We start from the raw sequence: 22,549 nt of genomic DNA on the forward strand, positions 1-22,549 counted from the left end.
AATTCCCGCTTGCGCGTGCGCTTCGTCGACAAGTTCAGTCCAAGGTCAGTTTGTTTCATGGGCTACATGCTCGCTGCCTCGACGATTCATGGCAAGCACTCGCGAAGGCTAGTTGTGCAGAATTTCCCTAATGGAAATCGATTATTTCTAAATCGGCAAAAAGTAATTTGAGCCAGACAGGATGTTTTTTCCGCGCGAGCGCGCTTACATTTAGCGCACCCCTCCAATGGAAATCGCTACGGAATCGACGGAAAGCAGTTGCAATAACTGCCTAGGCCGATACCGCACGAGCTTTAGGAAACGGCAAAAATGAAGTCCTCCAAATCCCAGCCTGTGCTCGATCCCGCTGACGTTCACGTCGAAATCCTCGAACGCTCCGACACGCTGCTCGTCGTCCGCTGGGTCGAACCCGGCCGCTGCCACTACGGCGAGCAACGCTGGCGCCGCCGCTTCGCGCAGCGCACCGGCACCTGCGCACTGTCGCGCCAGGTGATCCATCGCGGCGACGAAGTGTTCCGCCCCGCCGAGCGTCCGGCGCCCGCCAACGCAGGCGCAATGATCTCCGCCGCCGAAGTGCTCGGCCATGCGAGCGGCAAGTAACGCCGCGATCCCGCCGCCGAAGCGGCCGATGCCGCACCACGTGCGGTTAGAGCCGCGTCTCTAGCTTGCCCCTTGTTTTCGCCGGCTCGCGTCACTACCGTTACATCAATCAATGTAACGGTGTGCGAGACGTGGACGATGGCAACGCCGCTGCTCCGATGCACCGGATCTAGGGTCCGTTCACGCAAAAAACGGGCTCGTGAACGCGCCGCCCACGGCGCGCCACCGATGGAGACGAAGATGCATGCATGGAGCGCGCAACATGTGCTGCCGCAAGGCGGAAAAGTAGCAGTCGTCACAGGAGCCAACAGCGGCCTTGGCTGGCAAATCGCGGAAACGCTCGCCGCCAAGGGCGCGCAGGTGGTGATGGGGTGCCGGGATTCCGCGAAGGGCGAACTGGCCGCACACACGATCCGCACCCGCTATCCGCGCGCGCGCATCGAGGTCGAGTCGCTCGATCTCGCCGATCTCGCCTCCGTCTGCCGTTTTGCCGATGCCGTCACCGATCGCCATGGCCGCGTCGACATCCTCTGCAACAACGCGGGCGTGATGTTCCTGCCGCTGCGCCACACGCGCGACGGCTTCGAAATGCAGATGGGGACGAACCATCTCGGCCACTTCGCGCTGACGGGCCTGCTGCTGCCCGCGCTGCGCGCGTCGCACCGCGCGCGCGTCGTGACGATGTCGAGCGGCTTCAACCGGCTCGGCAAGATCCGCCTCGACAACATGCTCGCCGAGCACGGCTACAACAAGTACCGCGCGTATTGCGACAGCAAGCTCGCCAACCTGATGTTCACGCTCGAACTGCAGCGCCGCTTCGATCTCGCGGGACTGTCGATCCTGAGCGTCGCCGCGCATCCGGGCTACGCGGCCACCAACCTGCAATTCGCCGGTCCGACGATGGAAAACTCGCCGTTCGGCTCGTTCGCGATGCGCCTGTCGAACCGCTTCGTCGCGCAGCCGGCCGAGGTCGGCGCGCTGCCCGCGATCCATGCGGCGACGACGGCCGATGTCGAGGGCGGCGCGTACATCGGCCCCGCACGCCTGTGCGAGACGCGCGGCTATCCGGCCGATGCGCGCATCCCGCACCAGGCGCGCGATGTGCAGGTGGGCGCCCGCCTGTGGGAGAAATCCGAACAACTGACCGGCGTGCGCTATCTCGACACGCCGTCGCCCGGCTCGCGCCGCGGCCCATCGCGCTACGACGCGACGTTCCGCGCGCTCTGAAGCATTTCGCCAAGCCCAAGCTCGCCGCCTCGCCCGCTGCAGCCCGCAGCGAGTGGGCGGCTTTTTTTATCGCCGCGACATCCCGCCGCTTGCCGCCGGGATTTTTTCATTTTTTGAAAAGATATTTCGCTAAAGCCAGCGTTTACCCGTATAACCCCGAAGACTACGATGTAACCAATCGCTTAAGACATGGTGTCGAAAGCGAAGTCAATAAAACACTCGGAGGTTCTCATGAAATCGCTCGTTTATGCTGTCGTCGCCGCTTCCGCGCTTACCGCTTCGTTCGGTGCGTTCGCGCAATCCAACCAGTCGCTGACCCGTGCGCAAGTGCGCGCGGAACTGGTCCAGCTCGAGAAGGCCGGCTATCACCCGGGCCTGTCGAGCCCGTACTATCCGGAAGACATCCAGGCCGCCGAAGCGCGCGCGCAAGGCGCCGCCGACACGAGCGGCTACGGTGCGCAAGCCGCGCCTGTCGCGCACGTCGGCGCTCCGGCGGCTGCGGCTTCCCGCTCGCCGCGCGACTCGATCTACTTCGGTCAGTAAAGCAGTCGACAGACCGCGCGGCCATGCCCGATCCGGCCGCCGCGCGATCTGAATCGCATCGACAAGCCGGTCGTTCCGGCTCATCGTCGCCCCCATTCGGGCCCCTAACCTCCGCCGCTCCATTTGGAGAGGCTTAGCCTGGGCGCCTGGCGCCTGGGCGCTTTTTCGGCTGGGGGCGCAAGTCCGCCATCGCGGCGGATTCCACGAGTGGGAATAAAATCGATCATTACAAAATATGTAAGGATCGATTTTTTTAGCGGCTCGCCGTACGCGTTGCATTCACCGGCCGTATCGAACATTGACGCAACCGCTTCCCATCGCGTCGCGCTGCGCGCACGCAGTTTCAAACACTCGTCCGAATTCCGATCACGCCCCCCGGTAGAGGCGCGTTTATCGATTCGTGTCGTCATTGCCACGTCGGCAGGTGCGCGTCTGCGTGTCGAGCGGCACGCTGCGCATTCGCTTTGCTCGCGGTCTTTCCATTGCGACGGAAAGGCGGTCTCCCCAGCCCCGCCCGTACTGCGCCACGCGTTCGGCATCTACCGCGCTTCTCACGCATCGTGTGTCACTCACCCGGCTCAAGCAGGAAATCGCAGACGATCCGATGCATTCGCGCGGCCTGCGGACTCGTGTCGAGCGCGCGCCAGCAGCCGTGAACGAGCCCGTCGCCGAGCCAGAAGCGCGCCGTGCCGCCCGCCGACCGGACGCGCTCGACATAGACGCGCGCATCGTCGCGCAGCGGATCGTGCTCGGCGCCGACTGCCAGCACGGGCGGCAAGCGGTCGAAACCGTTCGCGTCGAGCGGCACCGTGCCGTGTGGCGGCCCGGCATCGCCCCAGTAAAGGCGGCGGTACGCGTGGACGTCGGCGAGCGTGAGCATCGGCGCGTGCGCCTGCGTCTCGCGTGCGGGCGATTGCGGCTCGAAACCGAGCATCGGATAGACGAGCGCGACCGCGCAAACGCCGCCGCCCGCGCCACCGCCGCCACCCAATCCGCCGTCGCGCAGCGCCGAAACCACCGACGCCGCAAGCATGCCGCCCGCACTGTCGCCGGCAAGCCGAAGCGGCAGCGCGAACGAATCGAACGGCAGCCGGCCGTCGAGCGCCGCGATGGCGATCTCCAGGCAATCGTCGAACGCGGCCGGCGCAGGATGTTCGGGCGCGAGCCGATAGTCGACGGCGATCACGTCGAGCCCCGTGTCCGCCGCGATCCGGGCCGTGACGAGCGCGTGGCTGTCGAGCGAACCGACGACGAAGCCGCCGCCATGAAAGAACAGAACCGTCCCGCGCACATCGGATCGCCGCCATCGGTAGCGCCGCAAGCCGATCGGGCGGCCGTCGGACGCGACGAAGCGCGCGTCGGTCGTATCGACATCCGCCGGCAATGCGAGCGTCCACGCCGCGGCGAACCGCTCGTAACGCGCGCGCTGCTCCGCGATCGGGCGCGACGCGGCGTCATCCGGATACCACGCGGCGACGCGCGCGACGAACGCTTCGATTTCCGGTTCCAGCATCGCGCGCGTCGCCGGGCTTGTCGGCTCGCCGCGCGTCAGCGGCGCGCGGGCAGGCCGATCACGCGTCCCGCATAGGCGGGCGCGGGATACGCGCGCTGCAGCGCATGCAGATTCGCGATCCGCCCGGCGACGTCGGCGTCGAACGGCGCCGCGTTCGGTCCGCTCGTGTCGACATGCAGCAGCATCTGCTCGCTCGCCGACACCGCGCCATCGATCCCTTCCGCGAACATCTCGAGATACAGATGCAGCCGCTTCGCATCGTGCGCGAGCACGCGCGCATCGACCCGCACGCGCGCCCCCTCCTTGATCTCGTACAAATAGTTGACGTGCGCCTCGAGCGTGTAGACGGAGCGGCCGCGCGCTTGGCGCGCCGCGTCGTCGAGACCGATCGCGTCGAGCAGCGCATCGGTCGCGAAGCTGAAGATCAGCAGATAGAACGCATCGCGCAGATGCCCGTTGTAATCGACCCAATCCGCGCGAACCGCGTCGCGGTGGATCGTCAGTTCCGTCGCTTGCGTCGCGGCCGTCATCATCGTCATTCCTCGTAGCGCATTCCGTGGCGCGCTTTCACCGCGGCGATCGCCGCGATCACTTCGGTGATGCACGCGTCCCGATAGCGCTCGAGCGCCTTGATGCTGCGTTGTCCTTGCTGCTCGGCGGTACCCTCGACGACACGGTCGATCAGCTCGTCGGTCAGTTGCGGCGCGACGAGCTTGGTCCACGGCAGCTCCAGCGCGGGGCCGAACTGCTGCATGAAATGGCGCATGCCGGCGTCGCCGCCCGCCAGTGTATACGTGAGGAACGTGCCCATGAACGACCAGCGGATTCCCGCGCCGAACCGGATTGCGTCGTCGATCTCGCCTGTCGTCGCGACGCCTTCGTCGACGAGATGCAGCGCCTCGCGCCACAGCGCTTCGAGCAGGCGGTCCGCGATGAAGCCCGGCACCTCCTTGCGCACCCTCAGCGGCCGCATGCCGAGCGCGCGATAGACGCCGATCGCCGCGTCGACGGTCTCGGGCGCGGTACGCGCGCCGCCCAGCACTTCGACGAGCGGCAGCAGGTAGACCGGGTTGAACGGATGCCCGACGACGCAGCGCTCGGGGCGATGCGCGCGCGCGTAGAAATCCGTCGGCAGCAGGCCGGACGTCGACGACGCGATGATCGCATCGGGCTTCGCCACACGGCTGATCTGATCGTGCAGTTCGAGCTTCAGCGCCTCGCGCTCGGGCGCGCTTTCCTGGATGAAGTCCGCGTCGGCGACGCACGCATCGATCGTCGAGACGAAACGCAGCCGCTCGGGCGACGCGCCGGGCGCCAGTCCGACGCGCTCGAGCGCGGGCCACGCGTTCTCGACGTTCGCGCGCAATTGCTTTTCCGCGCCGAAGGCGGGGTCCCACGCGACGACGTCGAGTCCGTTCGCGAGCGCGCGCGCGACCCAGCCGCTGCCGATGACGCCTGCGCCGAGCGCCGCGAACGTGTTGATTTCGGTGATGACAGCCATGAACCTTCGATCCTTGAACGAGAAGATGACGCGAAAGGGCAGGCTCGGCGCAACGCATGTGCGCGCCTGGCCGTTCCGCTACGTTGCGCCGTATTGCGACGCGCTCGCGCGTTACGCGTATTCGGCAACCGCGCGCCGTTCGAGCAGACGCTCGCCGCGCGGCGGCAAGCCAAGCTTGCGGCGCCCTTCGGCGGGCGCCAGCACGCGTCCGCCCAGGCGCTCGACGATCTCCCTCGCGCGCTCGACGAGCGAGCCGTTCGTCGCGTGCACGCCGCGGTCGAGCCACAGGTTGTCTTCGAGGCCGACCCGCACGTGGCCGCCGAGCAGCATCGCCTGCGCGACCATCGGCATCTGCATCCGGCCGATCCCGAAGCCCGCCCAGTGCGCGCCGGGCGGCAGATTGTCGACCATCGCCTTCATCGTGCCGGTGTCGGCGGGCGCGCCCCACGGGATGCCGAGGCAAAGCTGGAAGAGCGGCGGATCGTCGAGGAGTCCTTCCTTCAGCAACTGCTTCGCGAACCACAGATGGCCCGTGTCGAAGATCTCGAGCTCGGGCTTCACACCGAGCGCCTGGATCCGCTTCGCACCCGCGCGAAGCTGCGCGGGCGTCGACACGTAGATGTAGTCGCCGTCGCCGAAATTCAGCGTGCCGCAATCGAGCGTGCAGATCTCGGGCAGCAGTTCCTCGACATGCACGAGCCGCGTCAAGCCGCCGACGAGGTCCGTGCCCTTGCCGAAGCGCATCGGGTCCTCGCCCGCGCCGATCTCGAGATCGCCCCCCATGCCGGCCGTCAGATTGATGATGACGTCGACGTCGGCCGAGCGGATGCGATCCACCACTTCGCGATACAGACTCGGATCGCGGCTGCCGCGGCCCGTCAGCGGATCGCGCACGTGGCAGTGCGCGACCGTCGCGCCCGCCTTCGCGGCCTCGATCGCCGCGTCGGCGATCTGCTTCGGCGTGACCGGTATCGCCGGATGCTTGCCGAGCGTATCGCCCGCGCCCGTCACCGCACACGTCACAATGACTTCTTGATTCATCGCTGTCGCCTCGTTCAGATTCGGATGAGCATTGCCGTCCGGATGTCGCGGCCGGCACGCCCGGTTCAGAGTTTCAGAGTCCCAGATAAGCCTTCACCGCGGACAGGCCATCCTTGCCGTCGTAGGTCTTCACGCCGGTGAGCCATGCGTCGAGCACCTGCGGATTCTTCTTGATGTACGCCTTCGCGGCTTCCGTCGGCCTCACCTTGTTCATCACAGCCTGCATCAGCTGGTTTTCCAATTGCGTCGTGAAGCGCAGATTGCCGACGAGCTTGCCCGCGTTCGGACAACGCGTCATGTAGTCGGGCGCCGTCAGCGTGTACACGCGCGCTTCGCCGTAGTTCGGACCGAACGACGCGTCGCCGCCCGACAGATAGTTCATGCCGACCTGGATGTTCATCGGATGCGGCTCCCAGCCGAGGAACACGACCCACTTCTTGTCGCGGATCGCGCGCTCCACCGTGACGAGCATCCCTGCCTCGCTCGATTCGACGAGCTTGAAGCCGCCGAGCCCGTACTGGTTCGTGTCGATCATCTTCTGGATCGTCGCGTTCGCGCTGCTGCCAGGCTCGATCCCGTAGATCTTGCCGTCGAGCTCGGCGCGATGCTTCGCGATGTCGTCGAACGATTTCAGTCCGGCCTGGTACACATAGCCCGGCACCGCAAGCGTTGCCTTCGCGCCGGACAGGTTCGGCGGCTCGACGACCGAGATTGATTTCGAATCGAGGAACGGCTGAAGCTGATGTTGCTGCACCGGCCACCAGTAGCCGAGCGATATGTCGAGTTGCTTGTTCTTCAGTCCGGCGAACGAAATCGGCACGGACGAGATCGTCGTCGTCGGCTTGTAGCCGAGACCGTCGAACAGCAGCGACGCGAGCGCCGTCGTCGACGTGATGTCGGTCCAGCCGATGTCCGCGAAGCGCACGTTGCGGCATGCGGCCGAGTCCTGCGCGAAAGACGGCAGCGGCAGCGCGCATGCTGCGGCGAGCACCGCGCCGAATACGAATGTCGTGATGGACTTCATGGTTGCCTCCCTGTTCGACGAATTGCGCAGGCGATTTCAAGGGGCCGACGGAGCCTGCGCCGTGGGCTCAAAGGTAACGGGCCATATTCGCGGCAAAGCGACCGACGGCGACCTTTTCTTGCCTGTTTGCGACTATGCGTAAAAACCATTAGATGGACGAACTGCCAGGCATGACGGGGCTTTTCCGACATACAGCGCGCGAGGCGGCTTGCCTGCTTGCGTCTTGCTTGCTACGCTCGGCCGATCGGTTCCGAAGCACGTGCGCCCATGCCAGAAGCGTTCCATTTCCTGCTGATGCCCGGTTTCTCCGCGCTCGGTTTCATGTCGGCGGTCGAGCCGCTGCGCGTCGCGAACCGCTTCAGGCCGAGTCTGTACCGCTGGCGCATCGTCAGCGGCGACGGCGCGCCCGTCGTCGCGAGCAACGGCATTTCGCTGAACGTGGACGCCGCGTTCGCGCAGGTCGAGCACGCGCACACGATCTTCGTGATCGCGGGCTTCGATCCGCTCGCGTGCTACACGCGCGCGCTCGGCGACTGGCTGAAACGCGAGTATCGGCGCGGCGCGACGCTCGGCGGCATCGACACCGGCAGTTTCGTGCTCGCGGAGGCGGGGCTCTTCGATGCGTCCCATGCGCTGACGCTGCACTGGGAAGCGCTCGCTGCGTTCCAGGAGCGCTATGCGCACCTGAAGACGACGCAAGAGCTGTTCGAGATCGACGAACGGCGCATCACCTGCGCGGGCGGCACCGCGTCGATCGACATGATGCTCGACCTGATCGGCCGCCGGCATGGCCCCGATCTCGCCGCGACGATCTCCGAGCAGTTCGTGCTGAGCCGGATCCGCCAGCGCTCCGATCGACAGCGCCTCGAGATCGCCGCGCGCTACGGCGTGCACAACCGCAAGCTGATCCAGGTGATCGGGACGATGGAGCATCACATGGAAAGCCCGCTGCCGTCCGACACGCTCGCACAGGAAGTCGGCGTCACGCGCCGCCAGCTCGAGCGGCTGTTCAGCTCGATCCTGGACGATACGCCGACGCGTTTCTATTTGCGTCTGCGGCTCGATCGCGCACGCGAGCTTCTTCAGCAGACCGATATGACGGTCGCCGCCATATGCGCGGCTTGCGGCTTCGAATCGCCCTCGCATTTTTCCCGCACTTATCGCGCGCAATTCGGCATAAGTCCGAGAAACGACCGGCACGCGCTGCGCTGAGCCAAACACCATGCTGCGCATAGGGGCGATTGCGGCAGCGCGAAATCGTGCGCCGCCTTACTGTTTTCGCCTATCGAACCGGCCCTCGAAAATAGTTAGAAATAAGATTGAAAATATTCTGTAACATGTTCTAAAAATAGATAGGCAGACTAACGACGTGAAATTCCCGTGTGACCGTTTGTTTGCCGAATAGAAGAGCAGCATTCCAAATATTTATTCCGAGGGGTTTGTAATGACGATGCTCATTCAGCCATCGCAGCGCTTGCCGTTTGCTTCGCCCGCCGTTCTCTGGCGGTTCCCCGTCCCTCCACCCCGCACGCTTCGCGCGCGCTGATTTCTCGCGGCACCGCGCCGCATCTGCTGTAGCTCCGTCCGTTTGCATCGGCTCGTCGAGGCCGACGCATGGATCGGGTCGTCCCTGCGTTTCCCGTGGTTTCGTTTGTTACCCCAACCTTTGATGACGAGGACAAAACATGCAGACATCCCGTAAAGCGTTGCCGTTCGCACTGAGCCTGGCCATCGGCATCGGCGCCGCGCTGCCCGCGTGGGCCGATTCGAAGGCGCCGAATCCGCAAGAGGAAAGCCGGCGCGCGAGTCTCACGCGCGGCGTCGTGCCGCCCGTGGAGAAGGCCGGCAAGACTGGCCAATTCCGCCCTGGCGCCGTCGCGGTCACGCTGGCGAGCCCGGCGTTCCACGCGAAGAAGGCCGACGCGGCGACGATGGCACGCGAATTCATCGCCACGCGCGCCGCGCAGCTCGGCCTCGACAAGTCCGCGCTCGCGAATCTCGTCGTCGCGGCCGAGCGCGCCGACGCCGACTTCACCGTCGTCCGCTTCCAGCAGCGCGCGGCGGGGCTGCCGGTCTACGACAGCGACATCGCGGTCACGGTCGCGCCGGACGGCCGCGTGCTGTACGTCGCGAGCAAGGCGGTGAGCGGCGTCGCGGCCGTATCGAGCAAGGCGCAGGCGGTCGACGAGCAGCAGGCGCTCGACCGTGCGCGCGCGTACCTCGGCGTGAGCAGCCTCGCGAGCGTGCAATCGCAGCTCGTCGCGTTCGTCGACGGCTCGGGCACGCATACCGCGTGGAAAGTGCGCGGCAAGCCGCAGGACAGCCTGCGCGGCGACTGGGAGCTGATCATCGACGCGAACAGCGGCGAAGTGCTGCGCGCCGAAGACAAGGCCTCCTATGCAACGGACGGAAGCGGGCTCGTGTTCCTGCCGGATCCGCTGTCGTCGACCAAAAGCAGCTACGGCAGCACCGGCTTCAAGGACAACAACGACGCCGACTCGCCGCAACTGACCGCCGCGCGCGTGCGCGTGACGCTCAAGGATCTGACGCAAACGAGCGGCGGCTACAAGCTCTCCGGCCCGTATGCGTCGTGCGTCGATTTCGACGCGCCGTTCGACAACGCGTGCCCGGTGCAGTCATCGACAACCTTCGACTTCACGCGCTCGAACCTGTACTTCGAGGCGGTCAACGCGTATTACCACATCGATACGTTCCTGCGCTACGTGAACCTGACGCTCGGCATCAAGGCGCTGCCGTATCAGTACTCGGGCGGCGTCCAGTACGATCCGCACGGCGAATCCGGCGCCGACAACTCGTCGTACTCGTCGGGCTCCGGCCGGCTTTCGTTCGGCCAGGGCGGCGTCGACGACGCGGAGGACGCAGACGTCGTGATTCATGAGCTCGGCCACGGCATCCACGACTGGATCACGAACGGCGGGCTCTCACAGGTCGAAGGCCTGTCCGAAGGCACCGGCGATTACCTCGCGGCCGCTTACAGCCGCGACTTCAATCAATGGAGCCCGTCCGACGCGCAGTATCACTGGGTCTTCAACTGGGACGGCCACAACGAGTTCTGGCCCGGCCGCGTGACGAACTACAACGTCGGCCGCACCTACTCGCAGGTCCGCAATTCCGCGATCCACACGGCCGGCCAGTACTGGGCGTCGTGCAACATGGTCGCGCGCGATGCGATCGGCGGCGCGGCGATGGACAAGGCGTTCCTGAAAGGACTGTCGATGACCAACGGCTCGACGAACCAGAAAGCCGCGGCTCAGGCGGTGCTGACCGCGGCGGCCGCGCTCGGCTACAGCAGCGCGCAGCTCAATGCGATCGGCGACGCGTACAACAAGAGCTGCACGTACGGCGTGACCGTGCCGCAGAAGCTGTAACCCGTATAAAGAAGACGTAAGCAACAACGTACGCTGGGCGTGCGGCACGATCTGCTGCGCGCCCCTCCCCACGACTGCATCTCCCTCACCCGAGGAGATCGAACATGTCCAAGCTCCAACACGTCGCCGCCGCGCTGTGCGGCGCCCTGTGCGTCTCGGCCGCCCATGCCGCGCCGGTGTGGATCACGCTCGCCGATCCCGCATTCCACGAACTGCGTCTGATCGATCCTGCCGCGACGAGCCGCTACAGCACGGCCGTCCCGACGGGAGACGCCGCGCGCACCGAGACCATCCACGTCGCGCAAGTCGACGATTCGCTGCTCGAATCGTTGTCGCAGACGATACGCCGCGCGCGCGGCCACGGTCCCGGCTTCTTCGTCCACGCGACCTACGACGAAGCGCGCGCGTCACTGCAGCCGGGCACCGCCAGGCAGGCGGCCGCGATCGACTACCCGATCACCAACTCGCAGCAGATCCGCAACTGGATCTCGCAGCTTCAGGCGAGCAACATCGTCAGCACGATCGTGTCGATGTCCGGCTTCACCAACCGCTATTACACGACGTCGCACGGCGTCGCGGCATCCGACTGGCTCGCGCAGCAATGGAAACAGCTCGCCGGCTCGCGCACCGACGTGACAGTCGAGCCGTTCACGCATACCGGCTGGCCGCAGAAGTCGGTGATCCTGACGATCAAGGGCAGCGATCCGAGTGCGGGCGTCGTCGTGATCGGCGGGCATCTCGATTCGACCGTGGGCCGCATGAGCGAAAACACGCGTGCGCCGGGCGCCGACGACGACGCATCGGGCATCGCGAGCCTCACCGAAGCGCTGCGCGTCCTGCTCGCAAACGGCTATCAGCCGAAGCGCACGCTGAAATTCATCGGCTACGCAGCGGAGGAAGCGGGCCTGCTCGGCTCGCAGGCGATCGCGAGGCAGTTCAGGGCGCAGAATGTAAACGTGGTCGGTGCGTTCCAGCTCGACATGACGAACTACAAGGGCGATCCGAAGGACATCTACCTGATCACCGACTACACGAATTCGACGCAGAACACGTACCTCGCGAATCTCGCGAAGGCCTATCTTCCCGAGCTTGCGGTCGGTACGTCGCAATGCGGCTATGCGTGCTCCGATCATGCATCGTGGAATGCGCAAGGCTATCCGGCGTCGTTCCCGTTCGAAGCGGATCAGCACGACAATCCGTACATCCACTCCGCGTACGACACGCTCGAGCGATCGGATCAGCAAGGCAATCATGCGCTGAAGTTCGGCAAGCTCGCGCTCGCGTATGCGGCGGAGATGGGCGGCGGGCTGAGCGCGTCCGCGAAGCGGTAAGCGACATCGGGAGCGGCGCGCAAGACGCGCCGCTCCCGGGTTGCCGAGCATCGCGACGTGTCAGAACGAATGCCGCATCCCGATGCGGACGTCGGCCTGCGTCTGAGTCGACGAGGGCGTGAAGCTGTAGCCGATCACCGCGTCGACGCCGTTCGACGCGCGCAGATAGTCGCCCGAGATATAGACGTCCGTGCGCTTCGACAGCAGGTAGTGCACGCCGGCCGAACCCTGATTCCAGTGATGGCCTTCGAAGCGCGTGTGCTGATAGCCCGCGACCAGGCTGAGTGCCGGCGTGAACTGGTACGAGCCGCCGCCTTCGTAGACTTGCATGTGCGACGTGTTGCCGAAGCCCTTGATCGTCGAGTACGTGAAATTGCCGGACAGCGTCAGCTTGTCGAGCGTGTAGCTGCCGCCGACGCCGAATGTGCCCTGGCTGTCGATGTTCATCGGCGAATTCGCGAACAGATCGGTGACCTTGCCGGTGGCCGGGTCGACGCTGACGGTCGGCTGGCCGAGGAAGGTTTTCGTGCCGATCATCGCGTATGGATCGAACGCATAGATGCCGGACGGGTTGTTCAGTTGCGTGTACGCGGCGCCCACCGACAGATTGCCCTGCGTGTAGTTCGCGCCCGCGCTCCATGCGCTGTTGCGGTGGAAGTTGCCCGCGACGTTGCCGAACGAATACATCGCGCCGAACTTGAAGCCGCTGAAATCGTTCGACAGGAACTTCACCGAGTTCGGCAAGCGGTCGCCGTTGAAGCGGTCGAAGTCGCCCTGGTGGATCGCGTAGCCGCTTGCCCACGCGGAGATGTTGTTCAGGTAGACCATCTCCTCCGTCATGTCGAGCTGATTGCCGAACGACAGCGTCCCCCAGTTGTTTTGCAATCCGACGTAAGCCTGGCGGCCAAACTCCGCGCCGCCGAAACCGAGCTGGCCGTTGCCGAGCCTGAAACCGCTCTCGAGCACGAAAACCGCCTTCAGGCCGCCGCCGAGATCCTCGGTGCCCTTGAAGCCGATGCGGTTCCCATACGACACGCCGTCGTCGAACTTGAAGACGTGCGAGCCGCCCGTATTGCTGACATACGTAATCCCGGCGTCGAGAATCCCGTACAGCGTCACGCTGCTCTGCGCGCGGCTTGCGCCCGGCGCGATTCCGATCGCAAGCGCCATTGCGCTCATCACGGCCACATTCGATTTCGTCATTGTCGACACCCCACCCTGCCTGTTCGAGAGAAAATGGATTCCCGCCTTGCCCACGCGAATCCACAACTATTTCTGAAACGACGCACCACTCCGACGGCCGTTGCGCATCACGCGCACAATCGGATGCCGTTGGCGAAAAATACAAACCCATTTTTCGCCCTACCCGTCTCTAGGCGACGTCGAATGGTCACGATGCGACCGTTGGGGTAAATGCGGAGGGCCATGATCACCGCGCATCGAGCGCGGCACGCATGGCAGGCAAGCCTGGCGCGCCGCTCGCTGTGGTCACGCCGCCGAGCCACGCGCCGACGAGCGACGGGTGCGCGCGCAGCGCGCGTTGCGCGGCATCCACAGCGGACCGCTTTTCCTGCAGCATCCCGGCGATCATTTGGTTTTCCAGATCGACCGTGAACGTCATCTGCCGGAACAAGCGCGCGAGATTCGCGCACCGGCTCGAGAAATCCGCCGCCGTAGTTCGGTCCGAAGTATGCGTCGCCGCCCGACAGGTAGACGAGATGGAACTTCGTATTTGTCAGATGTGGCTCCCAGCCGAGGAACACGATCCATTGCAGGTCGCGCACCGCGCGCTCGACCTGCGTCAACATCCCCGTCTCGCGCGATTCGACCAGCGCCCAGTTCGCCTTCCGCCCGGTATTCGCCGAACGCCTCGTCGTGGCCGCCGTCGCCGCGCAGATGCGGCGCGAGGCTGCGGCCGTCGACGGGATCGGGCCCGTCGTCACGCCGCGCGGCTACTACCTCGTTCGGCCGCCGGCGCGCCCGGAAGCGCGCGCCGTGCCGCTGTTCCGCCGCCGGCTGCTCGACGCGTGCGCGTGACGCCGCACGCATTGGCGCGCCGATTCCAGCAGCGCGGCGATTCGGTTCTATCCGCATCCGATCTGGCTTGATTAACTTGTGCATCGCCTCGGACGCCCGGCACCCGCGTCGCGCGCCAGGCGCTCATCGAGCCAGAGGAAATACATGTCCGTTCCCCAACGTCCCCATCAGTTCGTGCTGACGCTGTCATGTCCGAGCGCGGCGGGCCAGGTCGCCGCCGTCGTCGGTCTGCTCGACCGGCATCGCTGCTACGTCGACGAGCTGACCGTCTTCGACGACGATCTCAGCGAGCGCTTCTTCGTGCGCTGCGTGTTTCATGCGGCGGACGCCGTCGATTCGCTGCGCCTCGACGCACTGCGACGCGAGTTCGAGCCGATCGCCGGGCGCTTCGGCATGCAATGGGCGATCCACGACATCGCCGCGCGGCCGAAGGTGCTGATCATGGTGTCGAAGCTCGAACATTGCCTCGCCGATCTGCTGTTCCGCTGGAAGATGGGCGAGCTGAAGATGGACATCGTCGGGATCGCGTCGAACCATGCGGATCTCGAACCGCTCGCCGCACAGCACGGGCTGCCGTTCCGGCATTTCCCGATCGCGGCCGACACGAAGGCGCGGCAGGAAGCGCAATGGCTCGACATGTTCGAGGCGAGCGACGCCGAACTCGTGATCCTCGCGCGCTACATGCAGGTGCTGTCGCCGGAAACGAGCGCGAAGCTCGCGAACCGCGCGATCAACATCCACCATTCGTTCCTGCCGGGATTCAAGGGCGCGAAGCCATACCACCAGGCGCATGCGCGCGGCGTGAAGCTGATCGGCGCGACCGCGCACTTCGTCACCGACGATCTCGACGAAGGCCCGATCATCGAGCAAGTGGTCGAGCGCGTCGATCACTCGTACCGGCCCGAGCAGTTGCTCGCCGTGGGCCGCGACGTCGAATGCATCACGCTCGCGCGCGCGGTGAAGGCGTTCATCGAGCGCCGCGTGTTCCTGAACGGCGACCGGACCGTCGTCTTCCAATAGCGAGTGCAGCACGCACTGCCGCTTCTCAGATCCGCTTTGGCCCGGGTGCGACGATGCATCCGGGCATTCCGCCTTGCGCACACGGCCTATCGAACCCAAGCGAAGTAGTACGCAATCCAGATCGTCAGCGCGGCGGCTGCGAGCGCCGCATACGGCACCGCGTTCAGCCACGCGCTGCGCGGCGGCACGACGAGTTCCATGTCGCGCTGCATTTGCGCAGGGAAGCGGCCGCGGTCCTGCCAGTAGTGGCGATAGACGAACACCGGCACGATCAGCAGCATCGCGATCAGGCCGTTGCGCAGTGTGCCCGCGCCTTGCAGATCCGCACCCGCGCCGACGTAGACGAGATTCGCATAGCCGCAGATCGAGCCGAGCACGAGCAGCCACGTCGGGCAGCGGAACGGCCGCTCCCATTCGCCGCGATCCATCCGATGAATCCAGCCCGACTGCAAATTCAGGAAGACGAACAACATGTAGCAGACGTTCGATATCGACAGCACCGTCATGTAGTCCGACATCAGCAGCAGCACGAGATTGAAGCCGAGATCGGTCCACATCGCGCGCGTCGGCGCGCCGTGCTCGTTCACGTGCGACAGGTACTTCGGCAGCCAGCCGTCGACCGACGCCTGATAGAGCGTGCGCGACGAGCCCATCATCGACGTCATCACGATCAGCAGGATCGACAGCATCAGCATCACGACCACCGCGTTCGCGACCCATGCGCCGCCGCCGACGATGCGCGCCATCGCAGCCGCGACGCCCGTGCCGTCGCCGATGCGCGGATCGAGCATCGCCGCGGTGCCGAGCGCGCCCTGGAACGCCATCGGCACGAGCGTCATCACGATCAGGCACAGCGCACCCGACCAGAAGATCGCCTTTGCGGTGTCGCGGCGCGGATCGCGGAATTCGCGCGTGTAGCAGACGGCCGTTTCGAAGCCGTACGACGCCCACCCCGCCATGAACATCGCGCCGAGCGCCATCACGACGCCCTGCCCGTTCCAGCTGCCGAACGTGGCCGCCGTGAGATTGCCCTGCGCGTCGTGGCCGAGCGGCAAGAGCGGCAGGAGATTCGACATCGGCACATCGCCCGTGACGAACGGCACGATGCCGACGATGAGGAGCGGCGTCAACGACGCGATGCCGAGAATGCGCTGCGTGCGCGCGGCTTTCGATGCGCCGCTGTGCTGCAGCTTGAACGTGATCAGCAGCAGGATCGTCGCGATCACGAAGGTGGCGTTGACCCGCAGGGTCAGGCCGGGCTTGATGAAGCCGAGATCGGCGAGCGTCCATTGCCAGCGAAGGATCGCTGCGTCCGCCGGGAACAGGCTGGTGAGTGCATAGCTTGCTGCGAGGCCGCAACCGAGCGCGAGCATCGGCGACCACGCGAGCCAATTGCACCATACGGAGACCGGAGCGATCAACTTGCTGTATCGCACCCAGCCGATCGCACCGTAAACCGATGCGCCGCCTGATTTATGGGGAAATAGCCCGGAAATTTCCGCATAAGTCGCGCTTTGAATCAACCCCATCGTGATCGCGGCGATCCACACCGCCCACGCGGGTTGGCCGACCGTCGCGCATACGCCGCCGATCGTGAACAGCACGCCCGCAGGCACGCCGCTCGTCACCCAAAATGCGTCCTTCCAACTGAGGCCACGATGCAGCGTGTGGCCTCTTTCTTCATGTGAGATGGTTGCCTCAATGTCGCTGGTGCTGCGCGCGCGCAGTCCTGCCTGACTCATCCAAAATCCTCCGGTGAAGACTCCGCACAAGGGCACATTCTAACAACACTTCGTTGTACGAGTCGCAAAATGTCAAAAATCCAGCGTAAAAACCCACTATTTTTGCTAATTAGTTCGGATGCCTTTGAATTTTTCACCACCCGCCCAAGCCCGCTTACACGGGCCTGAGCGGACGGTCGTCATTGCGCGGAGCCGACCCATTCGCCAACGCGATCGCCATGCGCGGCGATCCATGCATCGGCCGCCGCCGCAGGCTTCGATCCGTTCTGGATCGCGAGCATCACGCCGTCGATCTCGCCCGGCTTCCACTGAAACTTCTTCAGGAACGCGGCGACCGGCTTCGCCTTCGTTTCGAGCGCCGGATTCGCGACGCTGTCGACGTGCTCGGCTTCGCCGTAGACCTTCTTCGGATCGTCGAGGAAACGCAGCTTCCACTTCGCGAACATCCAGTGCGGCGCCCAGCCCGTCACGACGACCGGCTTGTTCGCGTGAATCGAGCGCGCGAGCTCCGCGGTCATCGCGCTGCCCGAGCTCGGCATCAGCGAATAGTTCAGGCCATATGCCTTGATCGCGTCGTCGGTTTTGCGCATCACGCCCGCACCTGCATCGATGCCGACGACGCGGCCGGCGAAGTCGGCCTTTTCCGCGTTGAGATCTTCGATCGTCTTCGCCTTCACGTAGCTCGGCACGATGAGGCCGATCTTCGCGTCGGGGAAATTGGTGCCGAGATCGACGACCTTCGTCTTGAACTGATCCCAGTACGCACCCTGCGTGACGGGCAGCCATGCGGACAGTGTCGCGTCGAGATCGCCGCGCGCGACGCCCTGCCACATCACGCCCGCCGCAACCGGCACGAGCTGCACCGGGTAGCCGAGCTTCGTCTCGATGATGCGCGCGGCCACGTTCGACGTCGCGACGCTGTCGTCCCAGCCTTCGACGTAGCCGATCTTCAGCGTCGGCTTCGTATCGGCCCGCACCGGCGCGGCGGCGGCAAGCATCATCGACAGCAAGCCGCAGCCCATTAATTTCGAGAGGAATTTCATGATCGATCTCCTTGAGGTTGTCGAAAAGCGAAGGGCCTCTCCAGGTTCTTCAACCACAATTCCCCGGTATCGTTCTTTTGCGACACGTTCTTGCGCACCCGCGACGCGCTCACTTGTCGACGACGAGATCGGACAGCGGCTTGCTGCAGCAGAGCAGCACCATCCCCTGATCGATTTCGCGCTGACGAATGCCGCCGTTGTGCTTCATGTCGACCTCGCCGGACACGAGCTTCACCTTGCAGGTGCCGCACATCCCCTGCGTGCACGACGCGGGCAGGCGCACGCCCGAGCGGCGCGCCGCGTCGAGCACGTGCTGATCCGCGCCGCATGCGATCTCGCGGTTGCTCTTCGCGAACGCGACCGTGTATTGGCGCACTTGCGCATCGCTCGCGGAATCGCCCGCCGCATCGACCGACGCCGCGTGGCCGTCGCTCACCTGCGTTTCGCTTTCGGCGGGCGTCTCGAACGAGAAGCTCTCCTCGTGATAGCGGCGGCGATCGAACCCGGCTTCGTCGAGCATGTCGCGCACCGCCTTCATGTACGGCGCGGGTCCGCACGTGAAAATTTCGCGTTCCTGAAAATCCGGCGCGATCAGCTTCAGCATCGGCAGCGACAGGAAGCCCGTCACGCCGTGCCAGTTCGTGCGTGCACCGAGCCGCTCGCAAACGAACGCCGCGCGGAAGTTCGCATGCGTCGACGCAATCAGGTCGAGCTCGCGCGCGAAGATGATGTCGTCCGGCGTGCGCGCACTGTGGACGAACACGATGTCGCGATCTTCGGCGAGATCGTGATGCGCGCGGCTCATCGACATCAGCGGCGTGACGCCCGAGCCCGCGGACAGGAACAGGTACTTGCGCGCCGGATGCCGCGCGCAGGTGAACCCGCCCGCCGGGCCGAGCACGCGCAGCGGCGCGCCCGGCTGCAGGTTGTCGTGCAGCCAGTTCGACACCTTGCCGCCCGGCACGCGCTTGACCGTGATCGAGATCGTGTGCGGCCGCGCGGGCGACGACGAGATCGTGTAGCAGCGGTTGATCGTCTCGCCGTCGATGTCGAGCTCGAGCGTGACGAACTGCCCGGGCTCGAACGAGAACGCTCGCCCCTGCGGCGAGCGGAAGAAGAAGCTCTTCACGTCATGCGTTTCCTGGCGCACGTGGCAGCAGACGAGCGTCTCCTCGACGTCGCTCGTCCAGCGCTCCGGCAGCGCCTGCCAGAACGCGGGACGCGTCACGCGGCTGTCGGCCGGTTCGAAATTCGCGGCATCTCGCATCATGTTGCGCTCCGTCGACGTGCTATGCGCCGATATGCGTGGCCAGGCGGCCGACGTACCACTCGCAGAATTTCTCGACGAGTCCCTCGGTGAACGGCGAATACGGGCCCGGCTCATACGCGGTGCTCGCCGCGCCGCGCTGCGAGAATTCGACGAGCGCGCGGTCCTGGTCGTTCGTCGCGTTCCAGACGGCCGTCAGGTTCTTCACGTCGTAGTCGATGCCTTCCTTCGCGTCCTTGTGAACGAGCCATTTCGTCCGGACGAGCGTTTCGCCCGCCGACAGCGGAATCACCGAGAACGTGACGATGTGATCGCTCATGAAGTGGTGCCACGAATTCGGCTGCGTCCAGAACGACAGCCCGCCGAGGTCCGCGCGGCGGAATTCGCCGAGCAGCTTCTTTGACGCGACCTTCGCGTCGAGCGTCTGCGATTCTCCGCTGCGATCGAGCGGCAGCCGCTGCGTGCGGAAGCCCGTGACGTCGGTCAGGCGCTCCACTTCGACGGACGGCAGGTTCAGCGCTTCCCACTGCGCGGCGCGCTCGACGCAGGTGCGCTCGAACGCAGCCATTCCTTCGGCGTTCGCGGGCGACGGCTGATAGCCGAAGCCGTATTCGTACAACGAAATGGTCAGCTCCGGATGGTTCGCGACGCAGTGATAGCACTCGCGATTGTTCTCCATCGTCAGCTTCCAGTTGCCTTTCTCGATGATGTCGATCTGCGCGGCGATCTTCGTGTTCGGCAGATCGTGCGGCAGCAGATACGGCTCCATCGCCGCGCGCATCGTCGCGAAATCGGTCGGCGGCTCGTCGGCGAGGCATACGAACAAGAGTCCCGCGAGATTCTCCAGGTGCACGGGCTTCAGGCTGTGCTTGCAGCGATCGAACTTCTCTCCCATGTGCTCGGCGAACATCAACTGGCCGGTCAGGTTGTACGTCCAGCTGTGATACGGACACACGATGTTGCCGACCGAACCCTTTTCTTCGTTGCACAGGCGCGCGCCGCGATGGCGGCAGACGTTGTGGAACGCGCGAATCCGCATGTCGTCGTCGCGCACGATCAGGATCGAATCGGCGCCGAGCTGAACCGTCACGTAATCGCCGGGCTCGGGCACGTCCGGCTCGACGCCCACCTGAATCCAATGTCGCCGGAAAATCGCGTCCATGTCGAGCGCGAAGATCTCGTCGCTCAGATAGAACGGGGCCTCGAGGCTGTAGCCCGCCTTGCGCCGCGCCACGAGCGCGCGGATGTCTGCCGATACTTTCATCGTGTGCTCCGGATTCCTTACATCCATGGTGTTGTTGCCGACAGGCATCGTTCAGTAATCGATGAGCTGATGCTCGCGCAAATACGCGAGGATCACTTGTGCTTTTTCGACCGAACTCCCTTCAATTACGACGTTTCCGCCGCGGCTTTCGGTCGTCGTCGCGGACAGCATCCGCGCGTGGCCTGAGCGCTTGTCGGTGGCCGCGAGCTTCACCGGCTTGCGCTCGGCCGCGCGCGTCGTCCAATGCGCGGCGTCCGCCGACGCATGCGTCGCGACGCGCGTCGCGCGCACCTCGCCCGCGCGCAGCCGCGCATACGCGTAGCGCGGCTGCGCGTTCGCGAGCGGATGCACGGCAACGACGGCGGGCAGCGCCGCGTCGACGCGCCGACGAACGCCTTTCGGCAAGAATTGCCGCAGCGTCGCGCGCCCGGCGTCGACGCTCACGTCGACCGCCGCGCCGGCGAACCGCCAGCCGAGCGCCGCCGCGACGCGATACGGCAACATGCCGGTGTCGTACGCACCTTCGGCGCGCGTGCCTGTGAGCACGAGATCGTGGCCGCGCACGCGTTCGGCGAGCGCGGCGGCCGCGTCGTCGCCGGCCGCGCATTCGAGCACCTCGACGCCGGCCGCGCCGAGCGCGAGGTAGTCGGCAAGCGCCGGATTGCGCGAGTCGCCCGCGTGAATCACGTCCAGGCGCGCGCGATGCTCAGCGGCCAGTGCGCGGCCGATCTCGAGCGCGGCCGCGTCGTTGCGGCTGTAGCGCGGCGCGCCCGACACCGGATGGCGTCCGACCGACACGAGCACCGCGATGCTTCCCAGCTTTCGATTTGCATTCATGCAGCGGCTCCCACGTATTCGGTCTCTTGCGATGCGGCGCGTGATCGCACATGCGCGGCACGCGCGGCGTTCGCCTCGTCGATCAGCGCGGCGATCGTCGCCTGCGCATCGCCGACGATCGTCAGGTTCGCGCGCTTGGCGATCGGCGCGCTGCCGTCGAGATTCACCGCGATCACGTGGCGGCAGTCCTTGATCCCCTGAAGGTGCTGGACGGCGCCCGAGATCCCGAACGCGATGTAGACGCTCGCATCGACCGTCTTGCCGGTCGCGCCGACCTGCTTGTCGCGCGTGAAGTGGCCGTTGTCGACCGCGACGCGGCTCGCGCCGATCGCCGCGCCGAACGTTGCGGCGAGCGTCTCGAACGCCGCGATGTCGGTCACGCCGTTGCCCGCCGACACGATGAAGTCCGCTTCTTCGAGCGCGACCTGCGCAGCGTCGATCTCTTCGAGGCCGAGATCGCGATAGTCGCCGCCGGCGACCGAGCCTGCGCCCGGCGCGTCGTCGAGCGTGCGCTCGCGCGCCGCGCCGACGAACGGCAACTTCGGCTCGACCGCGTCCGGCGCGAGCAGCACGACGTCGGGCAACGCGCGTGTCGCGAAGCCGCGCTTCGCATCGACGTATGCGCCGACGTGATCCGCCGCGATCTCGACGACGTTCGTCGCGACGCTCGCGTTCGTCGCTGCCGCGTAGCGGCGGCCGAGATCGCCGTCACCCGTCGCGTTGTCGGGAATGAACACATGCCGCGGCGACAGCGCGGCCGCGCACGCGCGCAGCGCGTCGAGCTCGCGCTCCGGCGCGAACGCGCGGCGGTCGAAGCCCCGCAGCACGATCAGTGTGTCGGCGCCGAGCGCGCCCGCGTCGTCGTTCAGTTCTCCGAACACGACAAGCGCGACTTCGGTTTGCGCATCGGCGAGCAGCGCGGCGGCCGCAAGCGTCTGACGCGCATGGTCGTTGAGCGCGCCGCGCTCGCTGTGCGCGGCGACAAGGAAGACACGTGCAGCTTCCCGCACGACGCGCACCGGCTTCGCGGCCGACGCGCCGTGTGCGTGCGGCGCCCACTGCGCCGCGTCGCCGGATGCGCTTCCGGTCTCGCCGAGCGTGATGCGTTTCAGGCCCGCCGCGGTGACGACGAACGGCCGGCGCGGATCGATTCGTTTGAGCGTGGTCATC

At 65.7% G+C, this 22,549-nt stretch carries 19 protein-coding genes and 2 pseudogenes; 8 read left to right on the forward strand and 13 right to left on the reverse strand.

All coding sequences use genetic code 11. The annotated features are described in order from the left end of the window. The first annotated feature begins 309 nt into the window (after positions 1 to 309). The 3 genes from WS62_RS04225 to WS62_RS04235 all read left to right on the forward strand — a co-directional run bounded on the left by WS62_RS04225 (position 310) and on the right by WS62_RS04235 (position 2,370). Positions 310 to 600 carry a DUF3331 domain-containing protein gene (locus WS62_RS04225; RefSeq protein ID WP_038752632.1) on the forward strand — a complete coding sequence of 97 codons (291 nt, stop codon included), beginning with the start codon at positions 310 to 312 and terminating at the stop codon, positions 598 to 600. Between the two features lie 240 nt (positions 601 to 840). Then, positions 841 to 1,827 carry an oxidoreductase gene (locus tag WS62_RS04230; protein ID WP_066568233.1) on the forward strand — a complete coding sequence of 329 codons (987 nt, stop codon included), beginning with the start codon at positions 841 to 843 and terminating at the stop codon, positions 1,825 to 1,827. A 231-nt stretch (positions 1,828 to 2,058) separates the two neighbouring features. Continuing rightward, a complete protein-coding gene (locus WS62_RS04235; protein WP_066568165.1) occupies positions 2,059 to 2,370 on the forward strand; it encodes a DUF4148 domain-containing protein in 312 nt (103 codons plus the stop codon). Between the two features lie 565 nt (positions 2,371 to 2,935). Here the strand turns inward: WS62_RS04235 and WS62_RS04240 are convergent. The 5 genes from WS62_RS04240 to WS62_RS04260 all read right to left on the reverse strand — a co-directional run bounded on the left by WS62_RS04240 (position 2,936) and on the right by WS62_RS04260 (position 7,449). Then, positions 2,936 to 3,883, reverse strand: coding sequence for an alpha/beta hydrolase (locus WS62_RS04240; protein WP_066568167.1), 948 nt, complete (start codon positions 3,881 to 3,883; stop codon positions 2,936 to 2,938). Between the two features lie 35 nt (positions 3,884 to 3,918). Beyond that, positions 3,919 to 4,416: a thioesterase family protein gene (locus WS62_RS04245; RefSeq protein WP_066568234.1), complete on the reverse strand. Its 498-nt coding sequence runs from the start codon at positions 4,414 to 4,416 to the stop codon at positions 3,919 to 3,921. A gap of 2 nt (positions 4,417 to 4,418) precedes the next feature. Continuing rightward, the gene (locus WS62_RS04250) at positions 4,419 to 5,384 is read right to left on the reverse strand and encodes an L-carnitine dehydrogenase (protein ID WP_066568169.1); all 966 of its coding nucleotides are present in this window, start codon (positions 5,382 to 5,384) and stop codon (positions 4,419 to 4,421) included. 111 nt (positions 5,385 to 5,495) lie between these two features. After that, positions 5,496 to 6,425 (reverse strand): 3-keto-5-aminohexanoate cleavage protein, encoded by a 930-nt coding sequence (locus WS62_RS04255; RefSeq protein WP_066568172.1) that lies wholly within the window; start codon positions 6,423 to 6,425, stop codon positions 5,496 to 5,498. Between the two features lie 73 nt (positions 6,426 to 6,498). Further along, a complete protein-coding gene (locus tag WS62_RS04260) occupies positions 6,499 to 7,449 on the reverse strand; it encodes a choline ABC transporter substrate-binding protein (protein WP_066568174.1) in 951 nt (316 codons plus the stop codon). A 267-nt stretch (positions 7,450 to 7,716) separates the two neighbouring features. Here WS62_RS04260 and WS62_RS04265 point away from each other — a divergent pair, with 267 nt between their 5' ends. From WS62_RS04265 to WS62_RS04275, 3 genes are all read left to right on the forward strand, one after another. Beyond that, on the forward strand, positions 7,717 to 8,661 hold the full coding sequence (locus tag WS62_RS04265) for a GlxA family transcriptional regulator (RefSeq protein WP_066568176.1): 945 nt from the start codon (positions 7,717 to 7,719) through the stop codon (positions 8,659 to 8,661). A gap of 473 nt (positions 8,662 to 9,134) precedes the next feature. Further along, a complete protein-coding gene (locus tag WS62_RS04270) occupies positions 9,135 to 10,838 on the forward strand; it encodes a PepSY domain-containing protein (RefSeq protein ID WP_066568178.1) in 1,704 nt (567 codons plus the stop codon). Positions 10,839 to 10,942: 104 nt separating this feature from the next. Next, positions 10,943 to 12,169: a M28 family metallopeptidase gene (locus WS62_RS04275; RefSeq protein WP_066568181.1), complete on the forward strand. Its 1,227-nt coding sequence runs from the start codon at positions 10,943 to 10,945 to the stop codon at positions 12,167 to 12,169. A gap of 60 nt (positions 12,170 to 12,229) precedes the next feature. On the opposite strand, the gene WS62_RS04280 is transcribed toward WS62_RS04275, so the two are convergent. Both WS62_RS04280 and WS62_RS04285 read right to left on the reverse strand, forming a co-directional pair. Then, entirely contained in the window at positions 12,230 to 13,372 is a 1,143-nt protein-coding gene (locus WS62_RS04280; protein ID WP_066568183.1) for a porin, read from the reverse strand. A gap of 226 nt (positions 13,373 to 13,598) precedes the next feature. Next, positions 13,599 to 14,013 (reverse strand): annotated as a pseudogene (locus WS62_RS04285) (glycine betaine ABC transporter substrate-binding protein); the annotation flags it as partial. Between the two features lie 88 nt (positions 14,014 to 14,101). On the opposite strand from WS62_RS04285, the pseudogene WS62_RS35875 reads away from it, so the two are divergent. Next, a pseudogene (locus tag WS62_RS35875) lies at positions 14,102 to 14,206 on the forward strand (choline sulfate utilization transcriptional regulator); the annotation flags it as partial. Positions 14,207 to 14,350: 144 nt separating this feature from the next. Further along, positions 14,351 to 15,226, forward strand: a complete 876-nt coding sequence (gene purU, locus WS62_RS04290; RefSeq protein WP_066568185.1) for a formyltetrahydrofolate deformylase — start codon at positions 14,351 to 14,353, stop codon at positions 15,224 to 15,226. Between the two features lie 86 nt (positions 15,227 to 15,312). On the opposite strand, the gene WS62_RS04295 is transcribed toward purU, so the two are convergent. The 6 genes from WS62_RS04295 to WS62_RS04320 form a co-directional block, all read right to left on the reverse strand. Continuing rightward, a complete protein-coding gene (locus WS62_RS04295; RefSeq protein WP_066568187.1) occupies positions 15,313 to 16,968 on the reverse strand; it encodes an APC family permease in 1,656 nt (551 codons plus the stop codon). 179 nt (positions 16,969 to 17,147) lie between these two features. Next, positions 17,148 to 18,011, reverse strand: coding sequence for a glycine betaine ABC transporter substrate-binding protein (locus WS62_RS04300; RefSeq protein WP_066568195.1), 864 nt, complete (start codon positions 18,009 to 18,011; stop codon positions 17,148 to 17,150). 109 nt (positions 18,012 to 18,120) lie between these two features. Then, positions 18,121 to 19,281 (reverse strand): hybrid-cluster NAD(P)-dependent oxidoreductase, encoded by a 1,161-nt coding sequence (locus WS62_RS04305; protein WP_066568197.1) that lies wholly within the window; start codon positions 19,279 to 19,281, stop codon positions 18,121 to 18,123. A 19-nt stretch (positions 19,282 to 19,300) separates the two neighbouring features. Then, entirely contained in the window at positions 19,301 to 20,569 is a 1,269-nt protein-coding gene (locus WS62_RS04310) for an aromatic ring-hydroxylating oxygenase subunit alpha (protein ID WP_156440853.1), read from the reverse strand. A 24-nt stretch (positions 20,570 to 20,593) separates the two neighbouring features. Further along, complete coding sequence (locus WS62_RS04315) at positions 20,594 to 21,379, reverse strand: drug:proton antiporter (protein WP_066568199.1); 786 nt, start codon at positions 21,377 to 21,379, stop codon at positions 20,594 to 20,596. Next, on the reverse strand, positions 21,376 to 22,548 hold the full coding sequence (locus WS62_RS04320) for an electron transfer flavoprotein subunit alpha/FixB family protein (protein WP_066568209.1): 1,173 nt from the start codon (positions 22,546 to 22,548) through the stop codon (positions 21,376 to 21,378). The genes WS62_RS04315 and WS62_RS04320 overlap by 4 nt, the downstream gene beginning before the upstream one ends. Position 22,549 lies beyond the last annotated feature (1 nt).

The organism is Burkholderia sp. ABCPW 14, assembly GCF_001523835.1.
In the GTDB taxonomy this organism is placed as follows: domain Bacteria; phylum Pseudomonadota; class Gammaproteobacteria; order Burkholderiales; family Burkholderiaceae; genus Burkholderia; species Burkholderia mayonis.